We start from the raw sequence: 21180 nt of genomic DNA, 5'->3' as shown, positions 1-21180 counted from the left end.
TGGCTTTCAAAAATAATACAATCGGGCCAATAGTATTATATTGCTAAACAATTAACTGGATAATCATGGACACGATCACAAAAGCAAAGAAAGCAGCAGGAGAAAAAGCTGCCGCGTTGGTACAGCCCGGCATGCTGGTAGGATTAGGAACAGGATCAACGGCTTACTGGGCCATAGAGAAGTTAGGAGAAATGGTAAAAGGCGGATTGAATATCCGCGCAGTAGCCACCTCTCTGGCTTCCGAAAAGCAGGCGAAGGAGTTGGGAATTCCCATAACATCATTCAGCGAAATACAACAACTGGATATTGATATAGATGGAGCAGATGAGGTTAGCCATGATCTGCAGATCATCAAAGGAGGAGGAGGCGCATTGCTACGTGAAAAGATAGTGGCGATGGCGAGTAGAAAAAAAGTAATTGTCGCGGATGAGCGTAAGTATGTAAAGACCCTCGGTAAATTCCCTTTACCGATAGAGATCATTCCTTTCGGCTGGGAACTGGTATTCAGAGCCGTTCAGTCTCTGAAAGGCGCACCTACGTTGAGAACGAGAGAAGATAAACCATATATCACCGACAACGGGAATTATATCCTTGATTGCGCTTTCGGTGCAATTGAAAATCCGGAACAATTGCATCACCAGTTGAAGGCGATTACCGGCGTTGTAGAGACAGGCCTGTTCATTAACATGAAGCCGACTGTCATCATCGCTTATGAAAATGGTGAGGTAAAGACCATCTGATAAGCGAAATTACTTTCCTATGTACCCCAGTCTTCATCTAATTATTGCAGCTATCTGGGTAATCTCAGAGATACTGCTAAGCAGGTTGTTGCGATCGTCACAAACAGATAAAACACAGGCCGACAAACAGTCCCTGCGTATTATCTGGATCACGGTCATGATTGCATTGCCGCTGGCCCATTTTCTGTCTTTGCAGTTAAACTGGGAGATCTGCTCATCACCTGTATTGCATCGTCTTGGATTAGCGATGATCCTTGCCGGTATGGTGTTCCGTGCGATCGCTGTATATACGCTGGGAAGATATTTTACGGTGGATGTAGCTATCCGCTCAGACCATAAAATCGTAAGAAAAGGGGTGTACAGATATTTGCGACATCCGTCTTATCTGGGTGTATTGGTCTCTTTCTTGGGTAACGCATTGGCATTTAACAGCTGGGCGGCAGCGTTAGTCGGATTTCTGCCGGTGCTGGCTGTATTTCTTTACAGAATGAAAATAGAGGAAGAACTGCTGGTATCGAATTTTGGAGAAGAATATCTTGACTATAAGAAAGGAACGTGGCGTTTGATCCCATTTATTTACTGAGTCTAATTTATAAGAACCATATCATTACTTTAAAAGACACACAATGAGTTACACAAATTTTGTAAAGACAGCAGAGGCACAAGTGCTTGTTGGTACTCCTGATGTTCTTTTTATTGATTGCAGTTTTGCACTAAACGATAAGGAGTGGGGGAGAAATGAATACGAGAAATCACACATTCCGGGGGCACTGTATGCTGACCTGGATAAAGACCTTTCCGGAACTATCATATCAGGTGTAACCGGACGTCATCCTCTCCCGGAGAAAGGGGACCTTAAAGCAAAATTTGCTGCATGGGGTATCACGCCTACAACACAGGTGATCGCCTATGATGCAGGTGCCGGATTTATGGCTGCCGCCAGGTTGTGGTGGCTACTGAAATGGGCCGGACATGAGCAAGTCGCGGTGTTGGACGGAGGCAAAAAGGTTTGGCGTGAAAAGGGATTCCCGTTAGAAAGCGGAGTTGTTACTCCGAAAGCAGGAACGTTCACCGCACAATTTAATGATGCGCTTCTGGCAACTGCGGAGGAGGTGATGAAAGCAACAGAAAAGCATGGCAGTTGTGTAATAGATTCCAGAACGGCAGACAGATATGCCGGTCAGAATGAAACCATTGATCCGGTAGCGGGGCATATTCCGGAAGCGATTTCAAGGCCGTTTAACGCGAATATTACACCCGAGGGTATCGTAGCAGAACAGAAAGCAGTAAGGGGCTATTTTGCTGCTGATTTTGCGAAGGAAGACGTGATCTTTTATTGTGGATCAGGAGTAACTGCTGCATTTAATGTATTACTGTCGGCATATGCAGGATACTCATTGCCGAAGTTGTATGCTGGATCATGGAGTGAGTGGATCACAGATCCGGAAAGGCCTGTGGCGGTAGGAGCGTAGAGTAAGTCAGAAATGAATTTTGCAAAAGGCTTTGAAGAGGTAATGCTTCAAAGTCTTTTTTGATTGTATAATGTCTAAAGGAGCGCTTGTTAAGAGTTCAGTAATTCATAAGCTCTGTGTTGAAAACGTCTTGATTGACTTAATGCCTATATAGTGAGATGTAGAACCTTGTGTAGGTTTTATGGATCAGGAGAATATACACATCATAAATAGAAAAAGCCTCTGAGTTAATCAGAGGCTTTTCTTGGTGGTGTGAGGCGGGATCGAACCGCCGACACAAGGATTTTCAGTCCTTTGCTCTACCGACTGAGCTACCGCACCATTCCTTTTTTTCTGTGTCCTTCTCTCGAAGGGATTGCAAAGATAAGCAAATTAAAAACTAACTTCCAAATTTTTATGCAACAAAACTTTTAATTTCTTCTAGAATCCCTGTCCACAAAGCATTTCGTTCCTCAAGAGCAGTCTTCGACGCTTGCGCAGCTTCTTCCCATTTAACCGGATCATTGCCACATAATTCCTGTACCATTTCCATGCCTAAATGACTATGGTGATCTCCGTCAACTTCTATATGCCTTTCGAGGTAATATTTGAAAAGACTGATCTGTCCCGGGAATTGTTTATCCAGATCATTAACCAATGCAAGGAACATATCTGGTATAAGATCTTCCCGTCCGAAGGTAAATACAGCTGCCTGAATATGCACGGGCGAGTTATGGATCAGATCGAAAGTATATTTTACAAAAGAGCGTACTGTATGTGGTAGACCATTCAGCACAGCTGTCAGTGATTTGCCTCTTTCGAGTTGCAGTAAACAGTCATTGATAGCAGAAGCATCAGCGCCTGCCTGCTCCATTGCCTGGAGATATAATTCAAAATGACTTACACGATTACCATCCGGATCTACATCGCTTTCTTCTCCCGTAACGATCTCGTTGATGAGATAACGGGTAGCAGCGCTGCCTTTAGGCACCCACGGAATATCTGTGCAGGTAAGATGCTTTTGTAATGATTTGAGTAATGACATGAAATCCCATACAGCAAATACATGATATTGCATAAAAGAGCGGATGTCTTCCATGCGCTGCATTTCGGAATATAAAGGATGCTGTATGATCTGCTCCCGGATAGGAGCAATGGTTGCTTTAATGTGTGGTATGCCAGTCATGTACTATTCTGATGAGCCTATTAGTTTCCGTATTCCACCAGGAACTTGATACGCATGAGCTTTAACTGTTCGATGGTGTAATCGCTGTCTATCAATTCCTCGCGGGCAAGTGCCAGGCTGGATGTTTCGCAGCCTTTAAAGTATTCCATAATCTCGTCCTGTGCATAGTCGTCCAGCTCTTCATCCAGACAATAGTCCAGATTTAGTTTGGTACCACTGGCTACTATCGTCTCCATTTCATCCAGCAACTGAGGAATTGTTAACTCCTTATTGCGGGCGATGGTTTCAAGCGGCATTTTCTTGTCGATATTCTGAATGATGAAGACTTTCAGACCACTCTTGTTCACCACACTCTTCATCACAAAATCGTCCGGTTTCACAATGTCATTCTCCTCAACGTATTTGGAGATGACGTCTACGAACTGTTTACCGTAACGGATGGCTTTACCTTTACTTACCCCCTGTATCTTTTCTAATTCCTGAACAGTGGTCGGGTATTGGGTGGCCATGTCTTCCAGGGAAGTTTCCAGGAAGATCACAAAAGGAGGAAGGTTCTTTTCTTTCGCAACTTTCTTACGCAGCTCTTTCAGCATTTCGAAGAGTACAGTATCTGCGGATGCTTGTGCTTCTGTAGCGATATCATCATCTTCTCCGCCTTCCTCTTCAAACTGATGGTTGAGAGAGACCATGATGGAGTACGGTTCTTTCAGGAACTTATGTCCTTTTTCCGTGATCTTCAGCAGGCCATATTCTTCAATATCCTTTTCAATCAGGTCTTCCAGCATCATCTGGCGGATGAGGGAATTCCAGAAGTGGGCATCAAATTCTTTTCCCTCTCCGAATACTTCCAGTTGATTATGCTGGTAGGTAGTGATCTGAGGGTTTACTTTGCCCGTAATGATATTTACGACGTAGTCGCTTCCGAAACGTTCTTCTAAAGCTTTTATGGCTTTGAGAACGATTACGACGCGGTTCTTAACTTCTATTTTTTCTTTCGGGTTCCGGCAGTTATCGCAGGCGTTATTACACTGAGATTCTTCATACTTCTCCCCGAAGTAGTGAAGGATCACCTTTCTGCGGCAGGCAGAGCTCTCTGCATAGGCCACCGTTTCATTAATGAGCTGAGCGCCCATTTCCCTTTCACTCAATGGCTTATCGCGCATCAGGTGTTCCAGCTTCTGCACATCTTTATATGAATAGAAGCACACACAGATACCTTCCAGGCCATCGCGACCAGCGCGTCCTGTTTCCTGGTAATAGTTTTCCAGGCTCTTCGGAATATTATAGTGAATAACGAAACGAACGTCGGGTTTGTCAATCCCCATACCGAAGGCAATAGTAGCCACGATAACATCTACATCTTCATGCAGGAACATGTCCTGACGCTGGGCACGGGTACCGGCATCCAGCCCCGCATGGTAAGCAACAGCCTTGATGTTGTTAGCTACCAGCATATCTGCCAGTTCTTCGGTAGTTTTACGGTTTAGCGTATATATGATACCGCTCTTACCCTTATGAGAATGAATGAACTTGACTATCTCACGGATGGTCTGGTCTTTTTTCCGTTTAGGACGGATCTCATAATAAAGGTTCGGCCTGTTAAAAGAAGATAGATATACCTGTGGATCACGGAGCCCCAGATTCTTTACAATATCGCTCTGTACTTTAGGTGTAGCGGTCGCTGTCAGGGCAATAATAGGAAGATCGCCATTGATCTGCTCTATCATTTCTTTAAGACGGCGGTACTCCGGACGAAAGTCATGCCCCCATTCAGAGATACAATGCGCTTCGTCTACTGCGATGAAAGAAATCTCGAGTTCGCGGAAAAAATCCAGGTTTTCCTGTTTAGTCAGCGTTTCCGGTGCTACATAGAGCATCTTGGTTTTGCCGGCAAGCAGGTCCGTTCTTACTTTTTTTATCTGTGCTTTTGACAGGGTAGAATTTAGAAAATGCGCCACGTTATCTTTACTGCTGTATGAACGTACCAGGTCCACCTGGTTTTTCATTAAAGCAATAAGAGGGGATACTATGAGCGCGCAGCCGGGACTCATCAGAGCCGGCAATTGATAACATAAAGATTTGCCTCCGCCGGTTGGCATTATAACAAAAGTATCTTTACCGGCAAGAATGCTTTTGATGATGATTTCCTGGTTTCCTTTAAAGGAATCAAACCCAAAGTGTTCCCGTAATGCATCAATCAAACTTACCTTTACAACAGCCATTGCATTCAAATTTAAAACAAATAAACTCTAAAGAAAGTAACAAATTATGGATATTGTTTATGTGTTTTTTAGGGGACACGAAGTTAACTAAAAATAGGCTGACCGGCAATTAATTTATGTGTTATAGCGTGTTAAAATTCTCCCAAATGCTTACTCAGATTGCCCCCCCGAAGCAGAGGGACGCTCGGCAGGGGAGACAGGAATGAACAAAAATGACAAAATCCGGCCAGGACGGCTCCTTATTATAAAATTAGGCAATATCATAGGCTTAATCTGCTGAAACCTAGTTAACTTTGTGGCTGCCCATGAAAAATAGAACGGTTATTAATATTGCCGAAGTGGCGAAACGAACGCTTAGCCTTGAAGCGACAGCGGTCTCAGATCTGAAGCAATACATCAATAGTGATTTTGAGCAGGCGGTAGAGTTGATTGCACATTGCGCCGGACGGCTGGTTGTATCCGGTATTGGCAAAAGTGCAATTATCGGTCAGAAGATTGTAGCTACATTAAATTCCACTGGCACTCCCGCAATTTTTATGCATGCTGCTGATGCTATCCACGGGGATCTGGGTATGATCCAGGAGGATGATATTATCTTGTGTATTTCAAAAAGCGGTAACTCTCCAGAGATCAAAGTATTGGTCCCATTAGTTAAGAACTTTGGAAATAAACTGATCGGCATGGTAGGGAACACAGATTCCTATCTGGCGAGAGAGTCAGACTTTTTATTGAATACTTCTGTCAGCCAGGAGGCCTGCCCGAATAACCTGGCACCCACAACCAGTACCACTGCCCAGCTGGCAATGGGAGATGCGTTGGCGGTATGCCTGATAGAATGGCACGGATTTACGGCTGCTGATTTTGCGAAGTTTCATCCCGGAGGTACCTTGGGTAAGAAATTATATCTGAAGGTAGGAGATCTTAGCCGTCTTCACCAAGCCCCGCAGGTACAAAAGGATAGCCCTTTAAAAGAGATCATCGTCGCAATATCTTCCGGTATGCTTGGTGTGACCGCTGTATTGGAGTCAGACGGGCAACTGGGAGGAATTATTACAGATGGCGACCTTCGCCGTATGCTTGAAAAAGGAATACCGGCAGAAAGTGTCATCGCAGAAAATATCATGTCTAAATACCCAAAAACGATCCAGGAAGAAGAATTGGCTATCAATGCCCTGGAGATGATGAGAGAACATGATATCACTCAACTATTGGTTTTGAAAGATAAACGATATATTGGCATCATTCATTTACATGACTTAATCAGGGAAGGGATTATATAAGATGACAGCTGTGAATAGGCATTTTTACGTGGCCATTATGGCCGGGGGAATAGGTAGCCGTTTCTGGCCCTATAGCCGCACTGATCACCCCAAACAATTCCTGGATATTCTGAATACCGGGAAAACGTTATTACAATGGACCTTCGAAAGGTTCGCGCAATTTATTCCACAGGAAAACATTTTTGTAGTCACACATCATCATTATGTAACAAAGGTGAAGGAGCAGCTGCCTGAACTGCTCGTAGAAAATATAGTCAGCGAGCCTTCAAGGAAAAATACTGCTCCCTGCATTGCTTATATCTCTCATAAAATAAACAAGCAGGACCCGAAGGCAAGTATCATTTGTGCTCCGGCAGATCATCTGATCATGGATTCTATTGCTTTTGCCAGCACCTGCCTGAATGCATTGATGTTCGTACAGAAACACAGTGCCCTGGTGACACTTGGTATAAAGCCTACCCGTCCTGACACCGGATATGGGTATATTCAGTTTGAGACACAACAGGTGGCGGATAATGTGTATCCCGTTAAAACATTTACCGAAAAGCCTAACCTGGAACTGGCAAAGACGTTCCTGCAAAGCGGAGACTTCCTTTGGAACGCTGGTATCTTTGTGTGGAACGTAAAAACAATACTGACCGCGTTCAATAAATATCTTCCGGAAATAGATGAGCTGTTCCAACAAAGCACAGACGTATTTAATACTCCGGAAGAAAAGAAAGTAATAGAAAACATCTACCCGCAGTGTACAAATATTTCCATTGATTACGCGATCATGGAAAAAGCAGATAATGTATATGTGATCCCTTCCAACTTCGGATGGAGTGACCTCGGTACCTGGGCTTCTGCCTATGAAAACCTGGACAGGGATGACGATGGCAATGCCGTACAGGGAAAAAATGTCATGCTGGTAGATGCTACAAACTGCATGGTGAAAGCCCCTCAGGAAAAACTGTTGGTTATACAGGGCCTCGATGAATTCATTGTTGTAGATACTTCAGATGTATTACTGATCTGCAAAAAGGAGAATGAACAACAGATCAAAGAGTATGTCGCAGAAGTGAAAAGGAACAAAGGAGAGAAATTTCTCTAAATAATAAAAGCAGGGATCGGATGATCAATTACGGATTACATGTTTTAATTTCAGACATTGATCCGTAATTGATCATCCGTTTTTTATGTCGAAACTTCCAAATGTAGGCACAACCATTTTCTCTGTCATGTCCGCACTTGCTGCGCAACATAAAGCCATTAATCTTTCCCAGGGATTCCCCGATTTTGATTGCGATGATGTTTTGAAGAAGCTGGTGAATGAGGCCATGGAGGATGGATATAATCAATACGCCCCCATGCCGGGTATTATGCCGCTAAGAGAAGTGATTGCACAAAAGATCCATACCCTCTACGGACAGCAGGTCAATCCGGATACAGAGATCACTATTACTCCCGGAGGTACATATGCCATCTTCACCGCTATCGCTACCTGTATCGGTCCAGGTGATGAGGTGATCATCTTTGAGCCTGCATACGATAGTTATATTCCCAACGTATTGGTGAACGGTGGCGTACCGGTATTAATACCACTCTCTTATCCTGATTATAGTATTGACTGGGCGCTGGTGCGTAGTAAGATCACGCCTCGTACCAAAATGATCATGATCAATACTCCTCATAACCCTACTGCAAGTATTATCAGTCAGAAGGACCTTGAGGAATTGCAAAAGATCGTGACGGAGCATAATCTGCTTGTATTATCAGATGAAGTGTATGAGCACCTCATTTATGATGGAGCAGAACATCTCAGTATACTCCGCTATCCGGAATTGTTGCGTAATAGTTTTGTGACTTTCTCCTTCGGAAAAGTATTTCATAATACCGGCTGGAAGATGGGTTATTGTGTCGCGCCAGCACACCTGATGACAGAATACCGGAAGGTGCATCAATACCTGTGTTTCTCTGTAAATACGCCTATGCAATACGGGCTTTCACGCTATCTGCAAACACCGGAACATTATCTTTCCCTCTCGGCATTCTATCAGCAGAAACGGGATTATTTCCTGGAGCTAATGAAAGACACGCGGTTTACGCCACTGAATTCAAAGGGAAGCTATTTCCAGCTGATGCGTTATGACCGTATTTCCGATGAGGGGGATAAAGAATTCTCGACCCGCATCACAAAGGAGTTCGGCGTAGCGAGTATCCCGGTATCGGCATTTTATGAGAACGGGAAAGACGATCATGTAGTACGTTTCTGCTTTGCAAAGAAGAAGGATACACTGGAACAGGCAGCAGAAAGATTAAGAAAGATATAAACAGTATCAACAAAAAAGCCACTCCTGAAGAGGAGCGGCTTTTCCTTTGTATATGACTACAAGCATGGCTTGTCAACAGTTGTAGGTCCTCAGACAGTTACTGCCTCAGGAGATTCCTTAAACATTTCACGGCCTATTACCAGGGTTTCTTCCTGGAAGGTTACCACGCCAGTTTCCACATTGTATACTGCGCCCACAATACCAATCTCACCATTCAGGATCATTTCGCGGAGAATATGACTCTGCTCCATGATCGCCTGCACGGAACGCTTTGTATGGAGATGTGTCACTGCGTCCACAAAATCCGGGTTTGAAGAAGTTCTGTTTTCTTTGATCGTTTTTTCTGCATAAACTGCCGGAGTGATCTTGTTCAGTAATCCGGTCAGGTTACCCATTTCCACATTGTCACACGCGCCTTTGATAGCACCACATTTCGAGTGACCCAGTACCACGATAAATTTGGAGCCTGCTACTTTACAGGCATATTCGAGACTGCCCAGTACATTGTCAGAGATTACAGCGCCAGCTAAGCGGATGCTGAAAATATCTCCTAACCCCTGGTCGAAGATCAATTCGGCAGATGTTCTGGAGTCCATACAACTTACAATTGCCGCCATTGGCCATTGTCCGTCACGGGTCTCATTTACCTGCTCAAGCAGGTTACGGTGTAATCTCAGGTTGTCAACAAAACGTTCGTTACCATTTCTGAGAAGTTGGAGAGCCTGAGCGGGTGTTATACTAGCTTGCGATACTTTATTTAATGTTTTCATCTTTGTCAACTTTTATTTTTTTAATTAATTCTTCTTACTGCATCTGTATTAATTCAGCTGCAGCTCTTTCAACAATTGTTCATGATTACCTGTAATGGTATGAACATGCCCACTGGCTATCTTCTCCTGGTGTTCAGGAGAGATATTCTCCGTGTTTGGAAGTTTGTATTGATCTTTAAATCCGGTAAGGATCACTGTAATATTCTTCTGCGGAGCTTTTACATCCTTAAACTCACGGATCATTTCTAATACGTCGAAGTCTATGTACGTAGTTTTGCTCGCGTCTATCACTACCGTAGAATTTTCCGGCATGTGGTCAAGCGTCAGCAGGATGCTTGCCTTGTTCAGGAAGGAGACTTCCTGTGCCAGTTCCAGTACAATGCTATCACCTGCTCTGTATTTTTCCTTGCGGAAGAAATAAGAACTACGGATGTTACCACGTAAAATGGCGATCACACTTACTGCCATACCCAGAGCGATACCGATCAACAGGTCAGTAAATACGATAGCAACCACAGTTACTAGGAATGGCACCCACTGGTACTTACCATTCTTAAACATCTCTTTGAAGATGGAGATCTTACACAGTTTATAACCTGTTACAAGCAATACTGCCGCCAGGGTTGCCAGTGGGATCTTATTTAAGATGGATGGAATCAGTGCTGCGCAAACCAGCAATAATGTACCGTGCGTAATAGTAGAAAATCTCGAACGGGCGCCTGAGTTGATATTCGCAGATGAACGCACAATCACTGACGTGATAGGTAAACCACCGATCATACCGCTGATGATGTTACCAATACCCTGTGCTTTCAGCTCACGGTTTGGGGAAGAATACCTTTTCAGCGGATCCAGTTTATCCGTAGCCTCAAGGTTCAGCAATGTTTCTATGGAAGCCACGATCGCGATAGTAGCACCAACGATCCATACCTCTTTATTGGCGAGGGAACTGAAATCAGGAAGACTGAACTGACCGATAAACGAGCCGAAATCTGTTGCTACCGGCAGACTAACCAGATGACTTGGAGACACCGCCAGTACACTACCGCTTGCAATAAAGAGTGCATTTAAACCGACACCTACAAGTACAGCCACCAGTGGAGCAGGAACTACGCCCGCTTTCGGGATCTTGTTCCAGTAAAGGATGATCAGTATTGATACGAGGGTAATTATTGTCGCCCCCAGATGAATATGGTTCAATGTGGAAAGTAAGGCGGTAATACTATTATTCCCGTCTACCTGAATAAATGCGAAGTCTCCTTCTGAATCGGCGTCATAACCGAATGCATGCGGCAGCTGTTTCAGTATGATGATAATACCGATTGCTGTCAACATTCCTTTTATGACGTTAGAAGGGAAGTAGTTTGCAACTACCCCTGCCTTAACAAGACCAAGTATCAACTGCAGCACACCTCCGATGACAACTGCCATCAGGAAGATATCAAATACACCAAACTTGGTGATGGCGGTAAGTACAACGGCCGTAAGACCAGCCGCAGGACCACTTACACTCAATTGGGAGCCACTTAGTGAACCGACCACTATGCCACCTATTATACCGGCGATCATACCGGAAAATAATGGAGCGCCGGATGCCAGGGCAATACCCAGGCAAAGAGGTACCGCTATCAGAAACACAACGAGACCTGAAGAGAGGTCACCTTTCAAGTTGGAAAATATAGATTGCCTGCTCATAGTCAGAAGGATTTAAAAAACGCCAAGCGTCAGAAACAGGGAATAAAATGCCATATACTACCTGGCATAGTTACTCCTGTCATGTGAATAAATAATTATAATAGAGATTGAAACGCAGTATACGCGTTAAAGAAAAGCAGCATTGCTATAGCATAATACCGGATATGCCCAATACAGACAGAAGGAGAATACTAAAGCAAAAAGATATTAACAGTTAGGTGGAGGACAATGTATCTCACGGGTTGGGCCCTGAGGAATTTCAGCGAAGAAATTATAATGAAGACTCTTTACCAGTAGTGAAGGCTCAAACTGAAGCATGGAATCACCCTTCAGGAATTTTAATTCCTTACACAATTTCAGATGGTCACCACAGTTACCATCTTCTACCGGATGTTCCTCAACGATCTGATTATTGAACAATATCTTCCCCACCTCCTTGATTGGAAGGAGCTGTAAGCACATCAGTGCCAGGAGGAATATGCCGATAATTCTTTTCATCGTTCGCTACAAAAATAGTTTAGCGCATGTTTAGTTTCCAAATATACTATTTAAAAAAATGTTAAATCCCCTTTTATGATGAATGGTGTGTGGACAGTCACGGAGAGATATTCATCCTATTCCCCTTACCAGGCCCGTCTTTAAACAGATCCGAATAGTTCCTCAGAGTCCTGTTTAAACATCTTAATTTTTACGGATATCGTTATGGGTAGTATGTGTTCTCTATATCTCCATATCGCGTTACCGTCATTTGGCCGTCACTTTAGGCTCATTTCTATATCCCTTCGATATAGAAATGAGCCTAAAGTGATATGGAAATGCCGGTAACGTGATATGGACGGACTGAGAAAACACTGTACACGAAGGCATCTGTAATAATTCATTCCCAGGAAACCTTTAACCAGCGGGCATTTAACTTCTATCGGGGTTAGCGGGTGCAATCGGGAGTCATTCCGGTTACATTCATACCGGGCTAATACCGTTCATCATAAAAGGGGAAAATAAAAATCGGGGCGTTAATATAACCTGAAATACTTACCTGTGGCTGAAGTACGGTACCGGAAACGGTAATATCTTAAGCAAGTTATTTTGCTTTATATGGTATTGTGTATTGCATAGTAGTATATTTTCTCTATCTTTACATCGTAATCATCAAAAACCACCATTAGAATATGTATAGGTATCATTTTATTCATAAAGCTCACTTGCCATGAATATAGATAACACACAGTCACAGATGAGGAAAGGGGTGCTTGAATTTTGCATTCTCTCGGTCATCAAGCAAGGAGAAGCTTATCCTTCAGACATTATAGAAAAAATGAAAGAAGCAAAGCTGGACATCCTGGAGGGCACTCTTTATCCCTTACTCACCCGACTTAAAAACGCAGAATTGCTGTCCTATCGATGGGTTGAAAGCAGTTCAGGCCCCCCAAGAAAATATTTCTCCATGACCGATAAGGGAGAATTATTCTACAAAGAACTAGAGGCGACATGGAACGAGCTGGCAAATGCGGTCACGCAGCTCACAAGTAACTAACAACTACCATCCAATAACCAAAACCTAAAATAGAGACTCGAAATGAAAAAGATTATTAATATAAACCTGGCAGGCCGCCTTATCGCTATCGAAGATAGTGCGTATGAGATATTGCGGCAGTACCTGGATAGTCTGGTGCGATATTTCGCCCGGGAAGAGGGTGGGGATGAGATTGTGAGTGATATTGAGAGCCGTATAGCCGAACTGTTCCTGAATAAATTAAAAACAACACATTGTATCACCGATGAGGATGTACAGTCTGTAAAAGCGGCCATGGGTACTCCCGAGCAGTTTGACGATGCCGGAGAAACCAGTCAGCAGCAACAACCTGCAAACGATCCTGTATATGACAACATCCGTCCGCGCAAAAGATTATACCGCGATCCGGATAGTAAAGTACTCGGTGGCGTGTGTGGTGGCCTGGGCGCTTATCTGAACGTTGATCCGGTTGTATTCCGTATCATATTTGCCCTGCTGGCCATTGGCGGCTTCGGTACCGGTATTCTTGTATATTTTATCCTCTGGATCGTAACCCCTGAAGCCAACACTGCAGCTGAAAAGCTGCAGATGAGGGGGGAGAAGGTCGATGTGAATAACATCAGGGCTACCGTACAGGATGAGATCAACGCGGCGAAAGGTCATCTGAAGAACTTCGGAAATGACGTTAGAAATTTTTCTCAGGGCCGCGGAAGGCAAGTTGGTAATGATCTGGAACGGGCTTTTCGTAATATTTTCGAAGCATTGGCGAAAGTCCTGTTATTTTTGATCAAGGCATTCTTTTATATTCTTGCTGGTGCGATCCTGGTTGGGCTGATAGTCGCAGGAATATATGTTACCGTACATTCCGCGGCCCTCTTCCCACTCAAGGACCTGATACTGGTTGGTCCTTTACAAAATTTACTATTATGGGTGTCCATCTTCTTCCTGATCGGTATCCCCATCGTTGCACTGGTTATATTCTTCGTCCGCAAGGCGACCGGCATTAAAGAAACCAGCCGCTATGTGGGATATACCCTGGTGATGCTCTGGTTTGCAGGATTAATTTCTGCCGTCATATTAATCATTTCTGTGGTAAAAGACTTCCGTACAGGCAGCACTCCGATCAAAGAAAAATTTGCACTCGTGCAACCTTCTGCTGGAAAGTTAGTCATTAAACAGGCAGAAGATTTCACCGACATCGAGGAAATTGAGTTTTGGGATGATGTATTAAGGGTGGCCGAAGACACAGTTATCATCAATGCGGCTAAGATAAAACTGGAAAAAAGCGCTACGGACAGCTTTGAGGTATATATCGAACGCTATTCCAGGGGTAGAAGAGTGGCTCAAGCAAGAGAACTGGCCAGGGAAATACAGTACCAGATTGTTCAGAATGATTCTGTCCTTTACGTCCCTAGCGGAATATCCATCCCAACTAACTCGAAATTCAGAGGACAGCATGTAAGAGTTGTTATCAGGGTACCAGCCAACAAAAATGTAGTAATGGACAAGAGTCTCAACTATTATAACAATGACTGGGACTTCGATGATGATTATGAATGGGATGAGTGGGGAAATCACCGAGAAAAAGGACATATTGAGTTCAAAATGCACGACGACGGTTACCCGCAAGATCTGAACAAAGAACGAAATAGTACCCCCGATACAAATAGTGATAATTCTGAAAACAGGGCAGACTCCCTGGAAAGAAATTACCGCTACAAGGGCGGTAAGCAGGAAAATAAAACACCTGTAGAAGATACCGATTCAAGCAAAAAGCCTGCTGCCCAGGTAGGTGAAGTGGCTGCAATGGATGGCCTCGCAGTGATCGGCTACAGTTTATATAAACTCATTAAGTGATGGGATAGTGTGTATAGATTAAACTTTGTCATCACAATAAGTTCAATAGTTAAAGAAACACAACCACGGTTTTTACCGTGGTTTTTTTATATACCATCTTTTTTCCCGATCCGATACCGGCCCTGCCGTATTAATTCATAGTTTTGCTTTTTTAACGTTTATCAGGACAAGGATAAGGAATGCAGGCAACAAAAAAAGCAACGATCAATATTGCGCTGGTAGGTAATCCAAATAGTGGGAAAAGTTCGCTCTTTAATGCGTTGACGGGTCTGAATCAGAAAGTTAGCAACTTTCCGGGCGTTACTGTCGACAAAAAGACCGGGGCGGCAACTATTTCTCCAAGCCTCCAAGCCAATATCATTGATCTGCCAGGCACCTACAGCCTTTATCCTAAAAGCGCCGACGAGTTTGTAACCTACGATGTCCTCGTGAATCCCTCCGGAGAAGATCAACCAGATATGATCCTCATCATTGCGGATGCTGCTAACCTGAAACGGAATCTGCTTTTCTGCTCCCAGATCATGGACCTGAAGGTTCCTGTTATCATTGGCCTTACCATGATGGACATTGCCCGCAAAAAAGGTGTCGAAATTGACGAAGCGGGTCTCGAAAGAGAGTTAGGGGTGCCGGTGGTGACGATCAATCCCAGGAAAAACAAGGGATTAGCAGAGCTGAAGAAGATGATAGAACTGGTGGCAAAGGAAAAGCAGTCAGTAACGCCACGTGACTTTATTGATAGTCAGGCATTAGCGCCTGAAGTGGTAACCGAGATCAGGAAGTATGTACAGGTGAAGAGCGACTATGCCGCCTTACACGTGGCCGTAAACCACCATGAACTGCAATTTCTGAACGGTGGACAGAAACTGGCCATTACCAATATTCTGCAAACGCATCATTTCAATAAGACGAAAGTACAGGCGGAAGAGATCATGCAGCGTTATGCAAGGATCAAACACATCATGAAGAATACCGTAGTGGAGGCCGATCCGCTACAGAAACAATTGCAGACCGAGAAGCTGGATAATTTGCTGTTACACCGCTTCTGGGGATATGTGATCCTGTTGGGCATTATGTTCTTCATGTTCCAAAGTATTTTTTCGCTGGCATCTTATCCGATGGATTGGATCGAGGCAGGATTTGGCGCAGTGAGTGGCTGGCTGACAGATGTATTACCAGCCAATCGCCTGACCGATATCCTGGTGAATGGAATTATTGCCGGGTTAGGAGGAATCGCGGTGTTCATACCTCAGATCATGATCCTGTTCGCCTTTATCACTGTTCTGGAAGATACCGGCTATATGGCCAGGATCAGCTTTCTGACAGACCGTTTAATGAGACAGGTGGGACTGAACGGTAAATCGGTGATGCCGCTGATCAGTGGAGTAGCCTGTGCTGTACCGGCTATTATGGCGACCCGTAACATCGAAAACAGGAAGGAACGGTTGATCACCATCCTGATCACACCTCTCATGAGTTGTTCTGCCCGTCTGCCAATTTATACAGTAATGATCGCATTGGTCGTTCCGAACAGACCTATACTGGGTTTCCTGAACCTGCAGGGATTGGTAATGATGGGTTTATATTTATTAGGTTTTGTTATGGCCCTTGCCATTGCTGCTATACTGAAACTGTTCATTTCCATAAAGGAAAAAAGTTATTTCATCATGGAGCTGCCTGTTTACAGGGCGCCCCGCTGGGCTAATGTAGGCACGACGATGGTGCAAAAGGCGAAGATCTTCGTTACAGACGCCGGTAAGGTGATCATGGTGATCTCCATCATCCTATGGTTCCTGGCATCTTTCGGTCCTGGCGACAGAATGCAACAGGTGACAACCCATTATGAACAATTGAAAACTGCTAATCCGGACCAGAGTGAGAAACTGGACATGGAAATGCAATCTGAAAAACTGGCGAATTCCTATGCCGGTTTATTAGGACACTCTATTGAGCCGGTGATCCGTCCTCTCGGATACGACTGGAAGATCGGGATAGCCCTAATCACTTCTTTCGCCGCCCGTGAGGTATTTGTTGGTACAATGGCCACCTTATACAGTGTGGGAGAATCTCCTGAAGATGGAGACGCTACACTGCGGGAAAAAATGAGCAACGCTACCTGGAGAGATGGCAGACCGGTATATACCCTGGCCAGCGGCGTCTCCCTGATGCTGTTCTATGCCTTTGCCATGCAGTGTATGAGTACCCTGGCTATTGTAAAAAGGGAAACGAAATCGTGGAAGTTCCCGGTTATCCAGTTTGCCTACATGACCGCATTGGCTTATATCTCTGGCCTGATCGCATTTCAGCTGCTCAAATAATCAAATGATCCACTGATAAATCGTACGCGGTGAAATAGCTTATATTAGCGTTATAACCAGATCAAGGTATGAAAATAGTCATCCACAGTTTGCTGCTCTTATTGGCTGCCGGCGCTTACGCGCAGTCGCCCATTGACTCAACCCAATTAATAAAAGATATACAAACACTCTCTTCGGATAAATATGAAGGGCGTATGGCGGGTACACGTGGTAGCCGTCAGGCGCAGTTTTACCTTATGGGCCGGTTTAAAGAGACCGGATTAACAGCCTATCACAATACTTATGAGTATCCCTTTTATTTTAAACAGGGAGAAAAACAGATAATGGGTACAAACCTGTTCGGATATATCAAGGGAAGATCCGACGCGGCCATTGTTATTACTGCACATTATGATCATCTGGGAATAAAGAAGGGGGCTACGCCAGATAGTATATATAACGGCGCAGACGATAATGCTTCCGGAACAGGAGGCTTATTAGCACTGATGGCCTACTTTAAGAAAAATCAGCCTGAACATACAATGATCTTCGTGGCATTTGATGGGGAGGAAGAAGGGTTACAGGGAGCAAAAGCCTTTGTGAAGCAACCGCCAGTGCCGGTAGAACGGATTGTACTGAATATCAATATGGATATGATCGGCCGGAATGACAAGAACGAATTATATGTCTGTGGATTGGCCCCGTATCCCGAGCTAAAGAAATATGTAGACGATGCAGTAAGCACAGGAGGAGTTGTAAAAGTGCTCTCCGGTCATGACAAAAAAGAAGAAGGGTCAAATAATTGGATCAATCAGAGCGATCACTACGAATTTCATAAGTTAAAGATCCCCATACTTTATTTTGGTGTTGAGGACCATCCTGATTATCATCAGTTAAGCGATGAATTTTCAGGTATCCAGCCATCTTTCTATTACCAGTCAGTATTGAAAGTACTGACGGTGCTGCGATCGGCAGATAAGGGTCTCAAATAAGGGGTAAGCGCCCCCTCCAGTGTTAATGCCGCCAGGGCTTCTCCAATAGAACGTTTCCAGTTTTGCTGAGCAGAAGGGCTCTGTCCATGATTCGTTTCGCGGTCATATGCATCCTGTAACCTGTTCATTTCCCTGAACGACTCAATATACTGATACTGAATAATGCTGTCGAAATCTTCGGCAGTCAGTTCCATACTTTTAATGCGTTGCTGGAACCTGAGAGCGACCAGCCAGGTAATATCAAAATGCAGCTGTTCATGTTCCAGCGAATAATTGTCCTTTGCGAAGGATTTAACCCAGGAGGAGCTTTTTACAAAAAAGACCTGCAGGGTCAGGTTTATCTGTAAAGTATCTTTTTTGTGGAGGCTATTCCCTTCATAGGCGAAGCTGGTATATGAGACGGCTGCGCTTGGGCCGCGCAGGGGAGGTGTAGCTTTGAAATCAGACCAGCGGAGTTTCCGGTGAGGCTGATAAAAAAGGCTGTCGGATTCCGGATCTTCCGGCCGCCGGTCCGGCGTAAAAACAACTTTTATAACAGTAGCAGGTGGTGTTTCCTTCAGTGACCTGACAGGAAGCAGGAGACAGCACCATATGAACGTAAGTAATAAAAACATAGCGCCCGTTCTGGGTTAAAGGTACATTTTTCGTAACTTACAAGCTACCAAAACAATCGCACTATGTACGGTGGCGGATATATCTTCGACGAACCCAACGGGAAGCAGCAACGGGAAGAGCAGTTGCATGACGATCCTGTAAAACTGGCCGCGTTTGAGGCGCGTATAGCCAGAGGGGAAAAAATTGAACCGGGCGACTGGATGCCGGTTGAATATCGCAGGCAGCTCATCAGGCTGATAGAACAACATGCACATTCTGAAATAATTGGCGCGCTGCCGGAAGGTACCTGGATCACCCGGGCGCCGGGCTTTAAGCGTAAACTGGCCTTGATTGCCAAAGTGCAGGATGAAGTGGGCCATGGACAACTGTTGTATAACGCAGCAGAGACACTGGGTAAATCCAGGGAAGCAATGATCAATGACCTGCTCAGCGGCAAGTCAAAGTATTCCAATGTGTTTAACTATCCGGCAGAAACCTGGGCGGATGTTACTGTGATCGGGTTCCTGATCGATGCGGCCGCAATTGTGAATCAGGTGGCCAATTCAAAAGGGTCATACGGACCGTATTGCCGGGCGTTGGAAAGGATCTGTTATGAAGAGAGCTTTCATCTTAAACAAGGACATGATGCATTCATTGAGCTTGCTACCGGTACGCCGGCACAGAAAGGGATGTTGCAGGACGCCCTTAACCGCTGGTGGCAGCCTATCATGCATTTCTTTGGCCCTCCGGATAAAACATCCAATCATAGCGAAAAGCTGATGCAGTGGAAAGTAAAAATGGCGAGCAACGATGATATGCGTAACCAGTTCCTGGATGCGTATGTTCCTAAGATATGGGAACTGGGGCTGACGCTTCCTGACCCACTGTTAAAAAAGAACGCAGATACGGGTAAATGGGAATATTCTGACCCGGATTGGGATCTCTTTTTTGAAGTGATCAAAGGGAATGGCCCTTGTAACAAAGAACGGCTGGATGTAAGGAAATGGGCAGAAGAAAATGGCCGATGGATCAGAAAAGCGCTCATGCGCGAAGATGAAATGGAACGCAGTGCGCTTCCTGTTGCATAAGGATTGTTTCCCCTTTTTTATAGTATATTAGTAAGTACCACGATTTATGAATGACTCACTTGATCCACGTGTCAACCGGCTCCGGTTGGATAAGAATGACGGCTCCTTTAAGGTAGAAGAGGGAGAGAACTGGAATGTATTTGAAGTATTTCACCAGGAAAAAAGAGGCGCGCATCACGAGCACGTAGGGTGTGTACATGCCCCGGACGCCAGCCTTGCACTGATCTTTGCAAAAGAACAATTCGGCCGCCGGAAGAAATGCGTGAACCTATGGGTGGTACGCAGTGCAGATATCCTCGCATTCGACCTGGAAGATGAAGACATGTTTGCCAACAACCCGGACAAGACTTACCGGGATGCCAGCGGATTTAAAGTCATGGACAAGATCAACAAGTTTAAAGCACAGACTAAATAGTACCCACATATCCCAATGCAATTACAACAAGCAATACAGGAGCTGATCACGAAAATGGCAGACGATGAACTGGTGATCGGACATCGCAATTCCGAATGGACGGGTTTAGGTCCTGTCATGGAGGAAGATATCGCATTCTCTTCTATGGCGCAGGATAAGATCGGTCATGCATGGGCGCTCTATCGCATACTGCAGGAGTCCTTTGGAGGCACAGACCCGGACCAGTTTGCATTTCTGAGGAATGCCCGGGACTACAGATGTTGTCACTTTGCAGAAATGCCGATAGGCTCTTATGAATTCAGCCTGATGCGGCACTTTCTTTTTGACCACGCAGAAACGGTGCGGTACCAATCTCTCTCAGGAAGCAGTTTTACTCCTTTGCAACATCTGGCAGGAAAGGTAAAAGGGGAGTTAAAATATCACACGCTGCACGCGGATGCCTGGATCATACAGCTTTGTACAGCGGGAAAAGATAGCCGTCGGCGTATGCAAACGGCACTGGACGATTGTTTTCAACTGGCGGGAGGCATCTTTGAACCAGGAGAAGGAGAGGACCTGCTGATAGCAGAACAGATCTATCCTGGAGAGGCTGCCTTATACCAGCAATGGCTGAACAACATTTCCCCTGTAATAGAGAAAGCAGGATTGACCTTACCGGTGCTAACAGCGCCTGTATACGGCGGCCGTAAGGGGCAGCACACACAATATTTACAACAATTACTGGAGGAAATGGGCGAAGTGTTCCGCCTGGATCCCGAAGCAACCTGGTAG

General features: G+C 44.8%; 19 protein-coding genes and 1 tRNA gene. 13 read left to right on the top strand and 7 right to left on the bottom strand.

Features of this window, described 5'->3' with window-relative positions; translation table 11 throughout:
- Nucleotides 1-65: 65 nt before the first annotated feature.
- The 3 genes from rpiA to C7475_RS10975 are packed head-to-tail and all read left to right on the top strand — an operon-like array spanning nt 66 to nt 2212.
- Nucleotides 66-740, top strand: a complete 675-nt coding sequence (gene rpiA / locus C7475_RS10985; RefSeq protein WP_110053401.1) for a ribose-5-phosphate isomerase RpiA — start codon at nt 66-68, stop codon at nt 738-740.
- Between the two features lie 19 nt (nt 741-759).
- Complete coding sequence (locus C7475_RS10980) at nt 760-1323, top strand: isoprenylcysteine carboxylmethyltransferase family protein (RefSeq protein WP_110053400.1); 564 nt, start codon at nt 760-762, stop codon at nt 1321-1323.
- 43 nt (nt 1324-1366) lie between these two features.
- Nucleotides 1367-2212, top strand: coding sequence for a sulfurtransferase (locus C7475_RS10975; protein ID WP_110053399.1), 846 nt, complete (start codon nt 1367-1369; stop codon nt 2210-2212).
- A gap of 245 nt (nt 2213-2457) precedes the next feature.
- Here C7475_RS10975 and C7475_RS10970 read toward each other — a convergent pair.
- The 3 genes from C7475_RS10970 to recQ all read right to left on the bottom strand — a co-directional run bounded on the left by C7475_RS10970 (nt 2458) and on the right by recQ (nt 5599).
- Nucleotides 2458-2533 (bottom strand) — tRNA-Phe (locus C7475_RS10970).
- A 73-nt stretch (nt 2534-2606) separates the two neighbouring features.
- The gene (locus tag C7475_RS10965; RefSeq protein ID WP_110053398.1) at nt 2607-3377 is read right to left on the bottom strand and encodes a DUF3050 domain-containing protein; all 771 of its coding nucleotides are present in this window, start codon (nt 3375-3377) and stop codon (nt 2607-2609) included.
- A 20-nt stretch (nt 3378-3397) separates the two neighbouring features.
- On the bottom strand, nt 3398-5599 hold the full coding sequence (gene recQ, locus C7475_RS10960) for a DNA helicase RecQ (protein ID WP_110053397.1): 2202 nt from the start codon (nt 5597-5599) through the stop codon (nt 3398-3400).
- A gap of 305 nt (nt 5600-5904) precedes the next feature.
- Between recQ and C7475_RS10955 the strand changes: the two genes are divergently transcribed.
- From C7475_RS10955 to C7475_RS10945, 3 genes are all read left to right on the top strand, one after another.
- Nucleotides 5905-6879, top strand: a complete 975-nt coding sequence (locus C7475_RS10955) for an SIS domain-containing protein (RefSeq protein ID WP_110053396.1) — start codon at nt 5905-5907, stop codon at nt 6877-6879.
- A 1-nt stretch (nt 6880) separates the two neighbouring features.
- Nucleotides 6881-7972, top strand: a complete 1092-nt coding sequence (locus C7475_RS10950) for a mannose-1-phosphate guanylyltransferase (RefSeq protein ID WP_110053395.1) — start codon at nt 6881-6883, stop codon at nt 7970-7972.
- 85 nt (nt 7973-8057) lie between these two features.
- Entirely contained in the window at nt 8058-9191 is a 1134-nt protein-coding gene (locus tag C7475_RS10945) for a methionine aminotransferase (protein WP_110053394.1), read from the top strand.
- An 89-nt stretch (nt 9192-9280) separates the two neighbouring features.
- On the opposite strand, the gene C7475_RS10940 is transcribed toward C7475_RS10945, so the two are convergent.
- The 3 genes from C7475_RS10940 to C7475_RS10930 all read right to left on the bottom strand — a co-directional run bounded on the left by C7475_RS10940 (nt 9281) and on the right by C7475_RS10930 (nt 12154).
- Nucleotides 9281-9961 carry a carbonic anhydrase family protein gene (locus tag C7475_RS10940; RefSeq protein ID WP_110053393.1) on the bottom strand — a complete coding sequence of 227 codons (681 nt, stop codon included), beginning with the start codon at nt 9959-9961 and terminating at the stop codon, nt 9281-9283.
- Between the two features lie 48 nt (nt 9962-10009).
- Entirely contained in the window at nt 10010-11656 is a 1647-nt protein-coding gene (locus C7475_RS10935) for a SulP family inorganic anion transporter (RefSeq protein ID WP_110053392.1), read from the bottom strand.
- 207 nt (nt 11657-11863) lie between these two features.
- Nucleotides 11864-12154 carry a hypothetical protein gene (locus C7475_RS10930; RefSeq protein ID WP_110053391.1) on the bottom strand — a complete coding sequence of 97 codons (291 nt, stop codon included), beginning with the start codon at nt 12152-12154 and terminating at the stop codon, nt 11864-11866.
- A gap of 709 nt (nt 12155-12863) precedes the next feature.
- Between C7475_RS10930 and C7475_RS10925 the strand changes: the two genes are divergently transcribed.
- The 4 genes from C7475_RS10925 (at nt 12864) to C7475_RS10910 (ending at nt 18312) form a co-directional block, all read left to right on the top strand.
- Nucleotides 12864-13190, top strand: coding sequence for a PadR family transcriptional regulator (locus C7475_RS10925; RefSeq protein WP_110053390.1), 327 nt, complete (start codon nt 12864-12866; stop codon nt 13188-13190).
- A gap of 42 nt (nt 13191-13232) precedes the next feature.
- Nucleotides 13233-15026 (top strand): PspC domain-containing protein, encoded by a 1794-nt coding sequence (locus tag C7475_RS10920; RefSeq protein WP_110053389.1) that lies wholly within the window; start codon nt 13233-13235, stop codon nt 15024-15026.
- Between the two features lie 179 nt (nt 15027-15205).
- The gene (gene feoB, locus C7475_RS10915; protein WP_110053388.1) at nt 15206-17341 is read left to right on the top strand and encodes a ferrous iron transport protein B; all 2136 of its coding nucleotides are present in this window, start codon (nt 15206-15208) and stop codon (nt 17339-17341) included.
- 68 nt (nt 17342-17409) lie between these two features.
- Nucleotides 17410-18312 (top strand): M28 family peptidase, encoded by a 903-nt coding sequence (locus tag C7475_RS10910; RefSeq protein WP_110053387.1) that lies wholly within the window; start codon nt 17410-17412, stop codon nt 18310-18312.
- Here C7475_RS10910 and C7475_RS10905 read toward each other — a convergent pair.
- Complete coding sequence (locus tag C7475_RS10905; RefSeq protein ID WP_110053386.1) at nt 18252-18926, bottom strand: hypothetical protein; 675 nt, start codon at nt 18924-18926, stop codon at nt 18252-18254. The genes C7475_RS10910 and C7475_RS10905 overlap by 61 nt on opposite strands.
- A 63-nt stretch (nt 18927-18989) precedes the next feature.
- Between C7475_RS10905 and paaA the strand changes: the two genes are divergently transcribed.
- The 3 genes from paaA to paaC are packed head-to-tail and all read left to right on the top strand — an operon-like array spanning nt 18990 to nt 21180.
- Nucleotides 18990-19994: a 1,2-phenylacetyl-CoA epoxidase subunit PaaA gene (paaA, locus tag C7475_RS10900; RefSeq protein WP_199236208.1), complete on the top strand. Its 1005-nt coding sequence runs from the start codon at nt 18990-18992 to the stop codon at nt 19992-19994.
- A gap of 46 nt (nt 19995-20040) precedes the next feature.
- Nucleotides 20041-20409, top strand: coding sequence for a 1,2-phenylacetyl-CoA epoxidase subunit B (locus C7475_RS10895; RefSeq protein WP_110053385.1), 369 nt, complete (start codon nt 20041-20043; stop codon nt 20407-20409).
- Nucleotides 20410-20424: 15 nt separating this feature from the next.
- Nucleotides 20425-21180, top strand: a complete 756-nt coding sequence (paaC, locus tag C7475_RS10890) for a 1,2-phenylacetyl-CoA epoxidase subunit PaaC (RefSeq protein ID WP_110053384.1) — start codon at nt 20425-20427, stop codon at nt 21178-21180.

The sequence above is a fragment of the Chitinophaga sp. S165 genome, assembly GCF_003182155.1.
Taxonomy (GTDB): Bacteria; Bacteroidota; Bacteroidia; order Chitinophagales; family Chitinophagaceae; genus Chitinophaga.
Note: the sequence above shows the minus strand (reverse complement) of the source record. Positions and strands in the feature narration are given on the sequence as shown.

Coding starts and splice junctions, on each gene's coding strand:
- C7475_RS10930 (WP_110053391.1), bottom strand. CDS start 12,154: ATGAAAAGAATTATCGGCATATTCCTCCTGGCACTGATGTGCTTACAG.
- paaA (WP_199236208.1), top strand. CDS start 18,990: ATGTACGGTGGCGGATATATCTTCGACGAACCCAACGGGAAGCAGCAA.
- C7475_RS10945 (WP_110053394.1), top strand. CDS start 8,058: ATGTCGAAACTTCCAAATGTAGGCACAACCATTTTCTCTGTCATGTCC.
- C7475_RS10895 (WP_110053385.1), top strand. CDS start 20,041: ATGAATGACTCACTTGATCCACGTGTCAACCGGCTCCGGTTGGATAAG.
- C7475_RS10980 (WP_110053400.1), top strand. CDS start 760: ATGTACCCCAGTCTTCATCTAATTATTGCAGCTATCTGGGTAATCTCA.
- C7475_RS10950 (WP_110053395.1), top strand. CDS start 6,881: ATGACAGCTGTGAATAGGCATTTTTACGTGGCCATTATGGCCGGGGGA.
- C7475_RS10975 (WP_110053399.1), top strand. CDS start 1,367: ATGAGTTACACAAATTTTGTAAAGACAGCAGAGGCACAAGTGCTTGTT.
- recQ (WP_110053397.1), bottom strand. CDS start 5,599: ATGGCTGTTGTAAAGGTAAGTTTGATTGATGCATTACGGGAACACTTT.
- C7475_RS10920 (WP_110053389.1), top strand. CDS start 13,233: ATGAAAAAGATTATTAATATAAACCTGGCAGGCCGCCTTATCGCTATC.
- C7475_RS10925 (WP_110053390.1), top strand. CDS start 12,864: ATGAATATAGATAACACACAGTCACAGATGAGGAAAGGGGTGCTTGAA.
- paaC (WP_110053384.1), top strand. CDS start 20,425: ATGCAATTACAACAAGCAATACAGGAGCTGATCACGAAAATGGCAGAC.
- C7475_RS10905 (WP_110053386.1), bottom strand. CDS start 18,926: ATGTTTTTATTACTTACGTTCATATGGTGCTGTCTCCTGCTTCCTGTC.
- C7475_RS10940 (WP_110053393.1), bottom strand. CDS start 9,961: ATGAAAACATTAAATAAAGTATCGCAAGCTAGTATAACACCCGCTCAG.
- C7475_RS10910 (WP_110053387.1), top strand. CDS start 17,410: ATGAAAATAGTCATCCACAGTTTGCTGCTCTTATTGGCTGCCGGCGCT.
- C7475_RS10955 (WP_110053396.1), top strand. CDS start 5,905: ATGAAAAATAGAACGGTTATTAATATTGCCGAAGTGGCGAAACGAACG.
- C7475_RS10935 (WP_110053392.1), bottom strand. CDS start 11,656: ATGAGCAGGCAATCTATATTTTCCAACTTGAAAGGTGACCTCTCTTCA.
- C7475_RS10965 (WP_110053398.1), bottom strand. CDS start 3,377: ATGACTGGCATACCACACATTAAAGCAACCATTGCTCCTATCCGGGAG.
- rpiA (WP_110053401.1), top strand. CDS start 66: ATGGACACGATCACAAAAGCAAAGAAAGCAGCAGGAGAAAAAGCTGCC.
- feoB (WP_110053388.1), top strand. CDS start 15,206: ATGCAGGCAACAAAAAAAGCAACGATCAATATTGCGCTGGTAGGTAAT.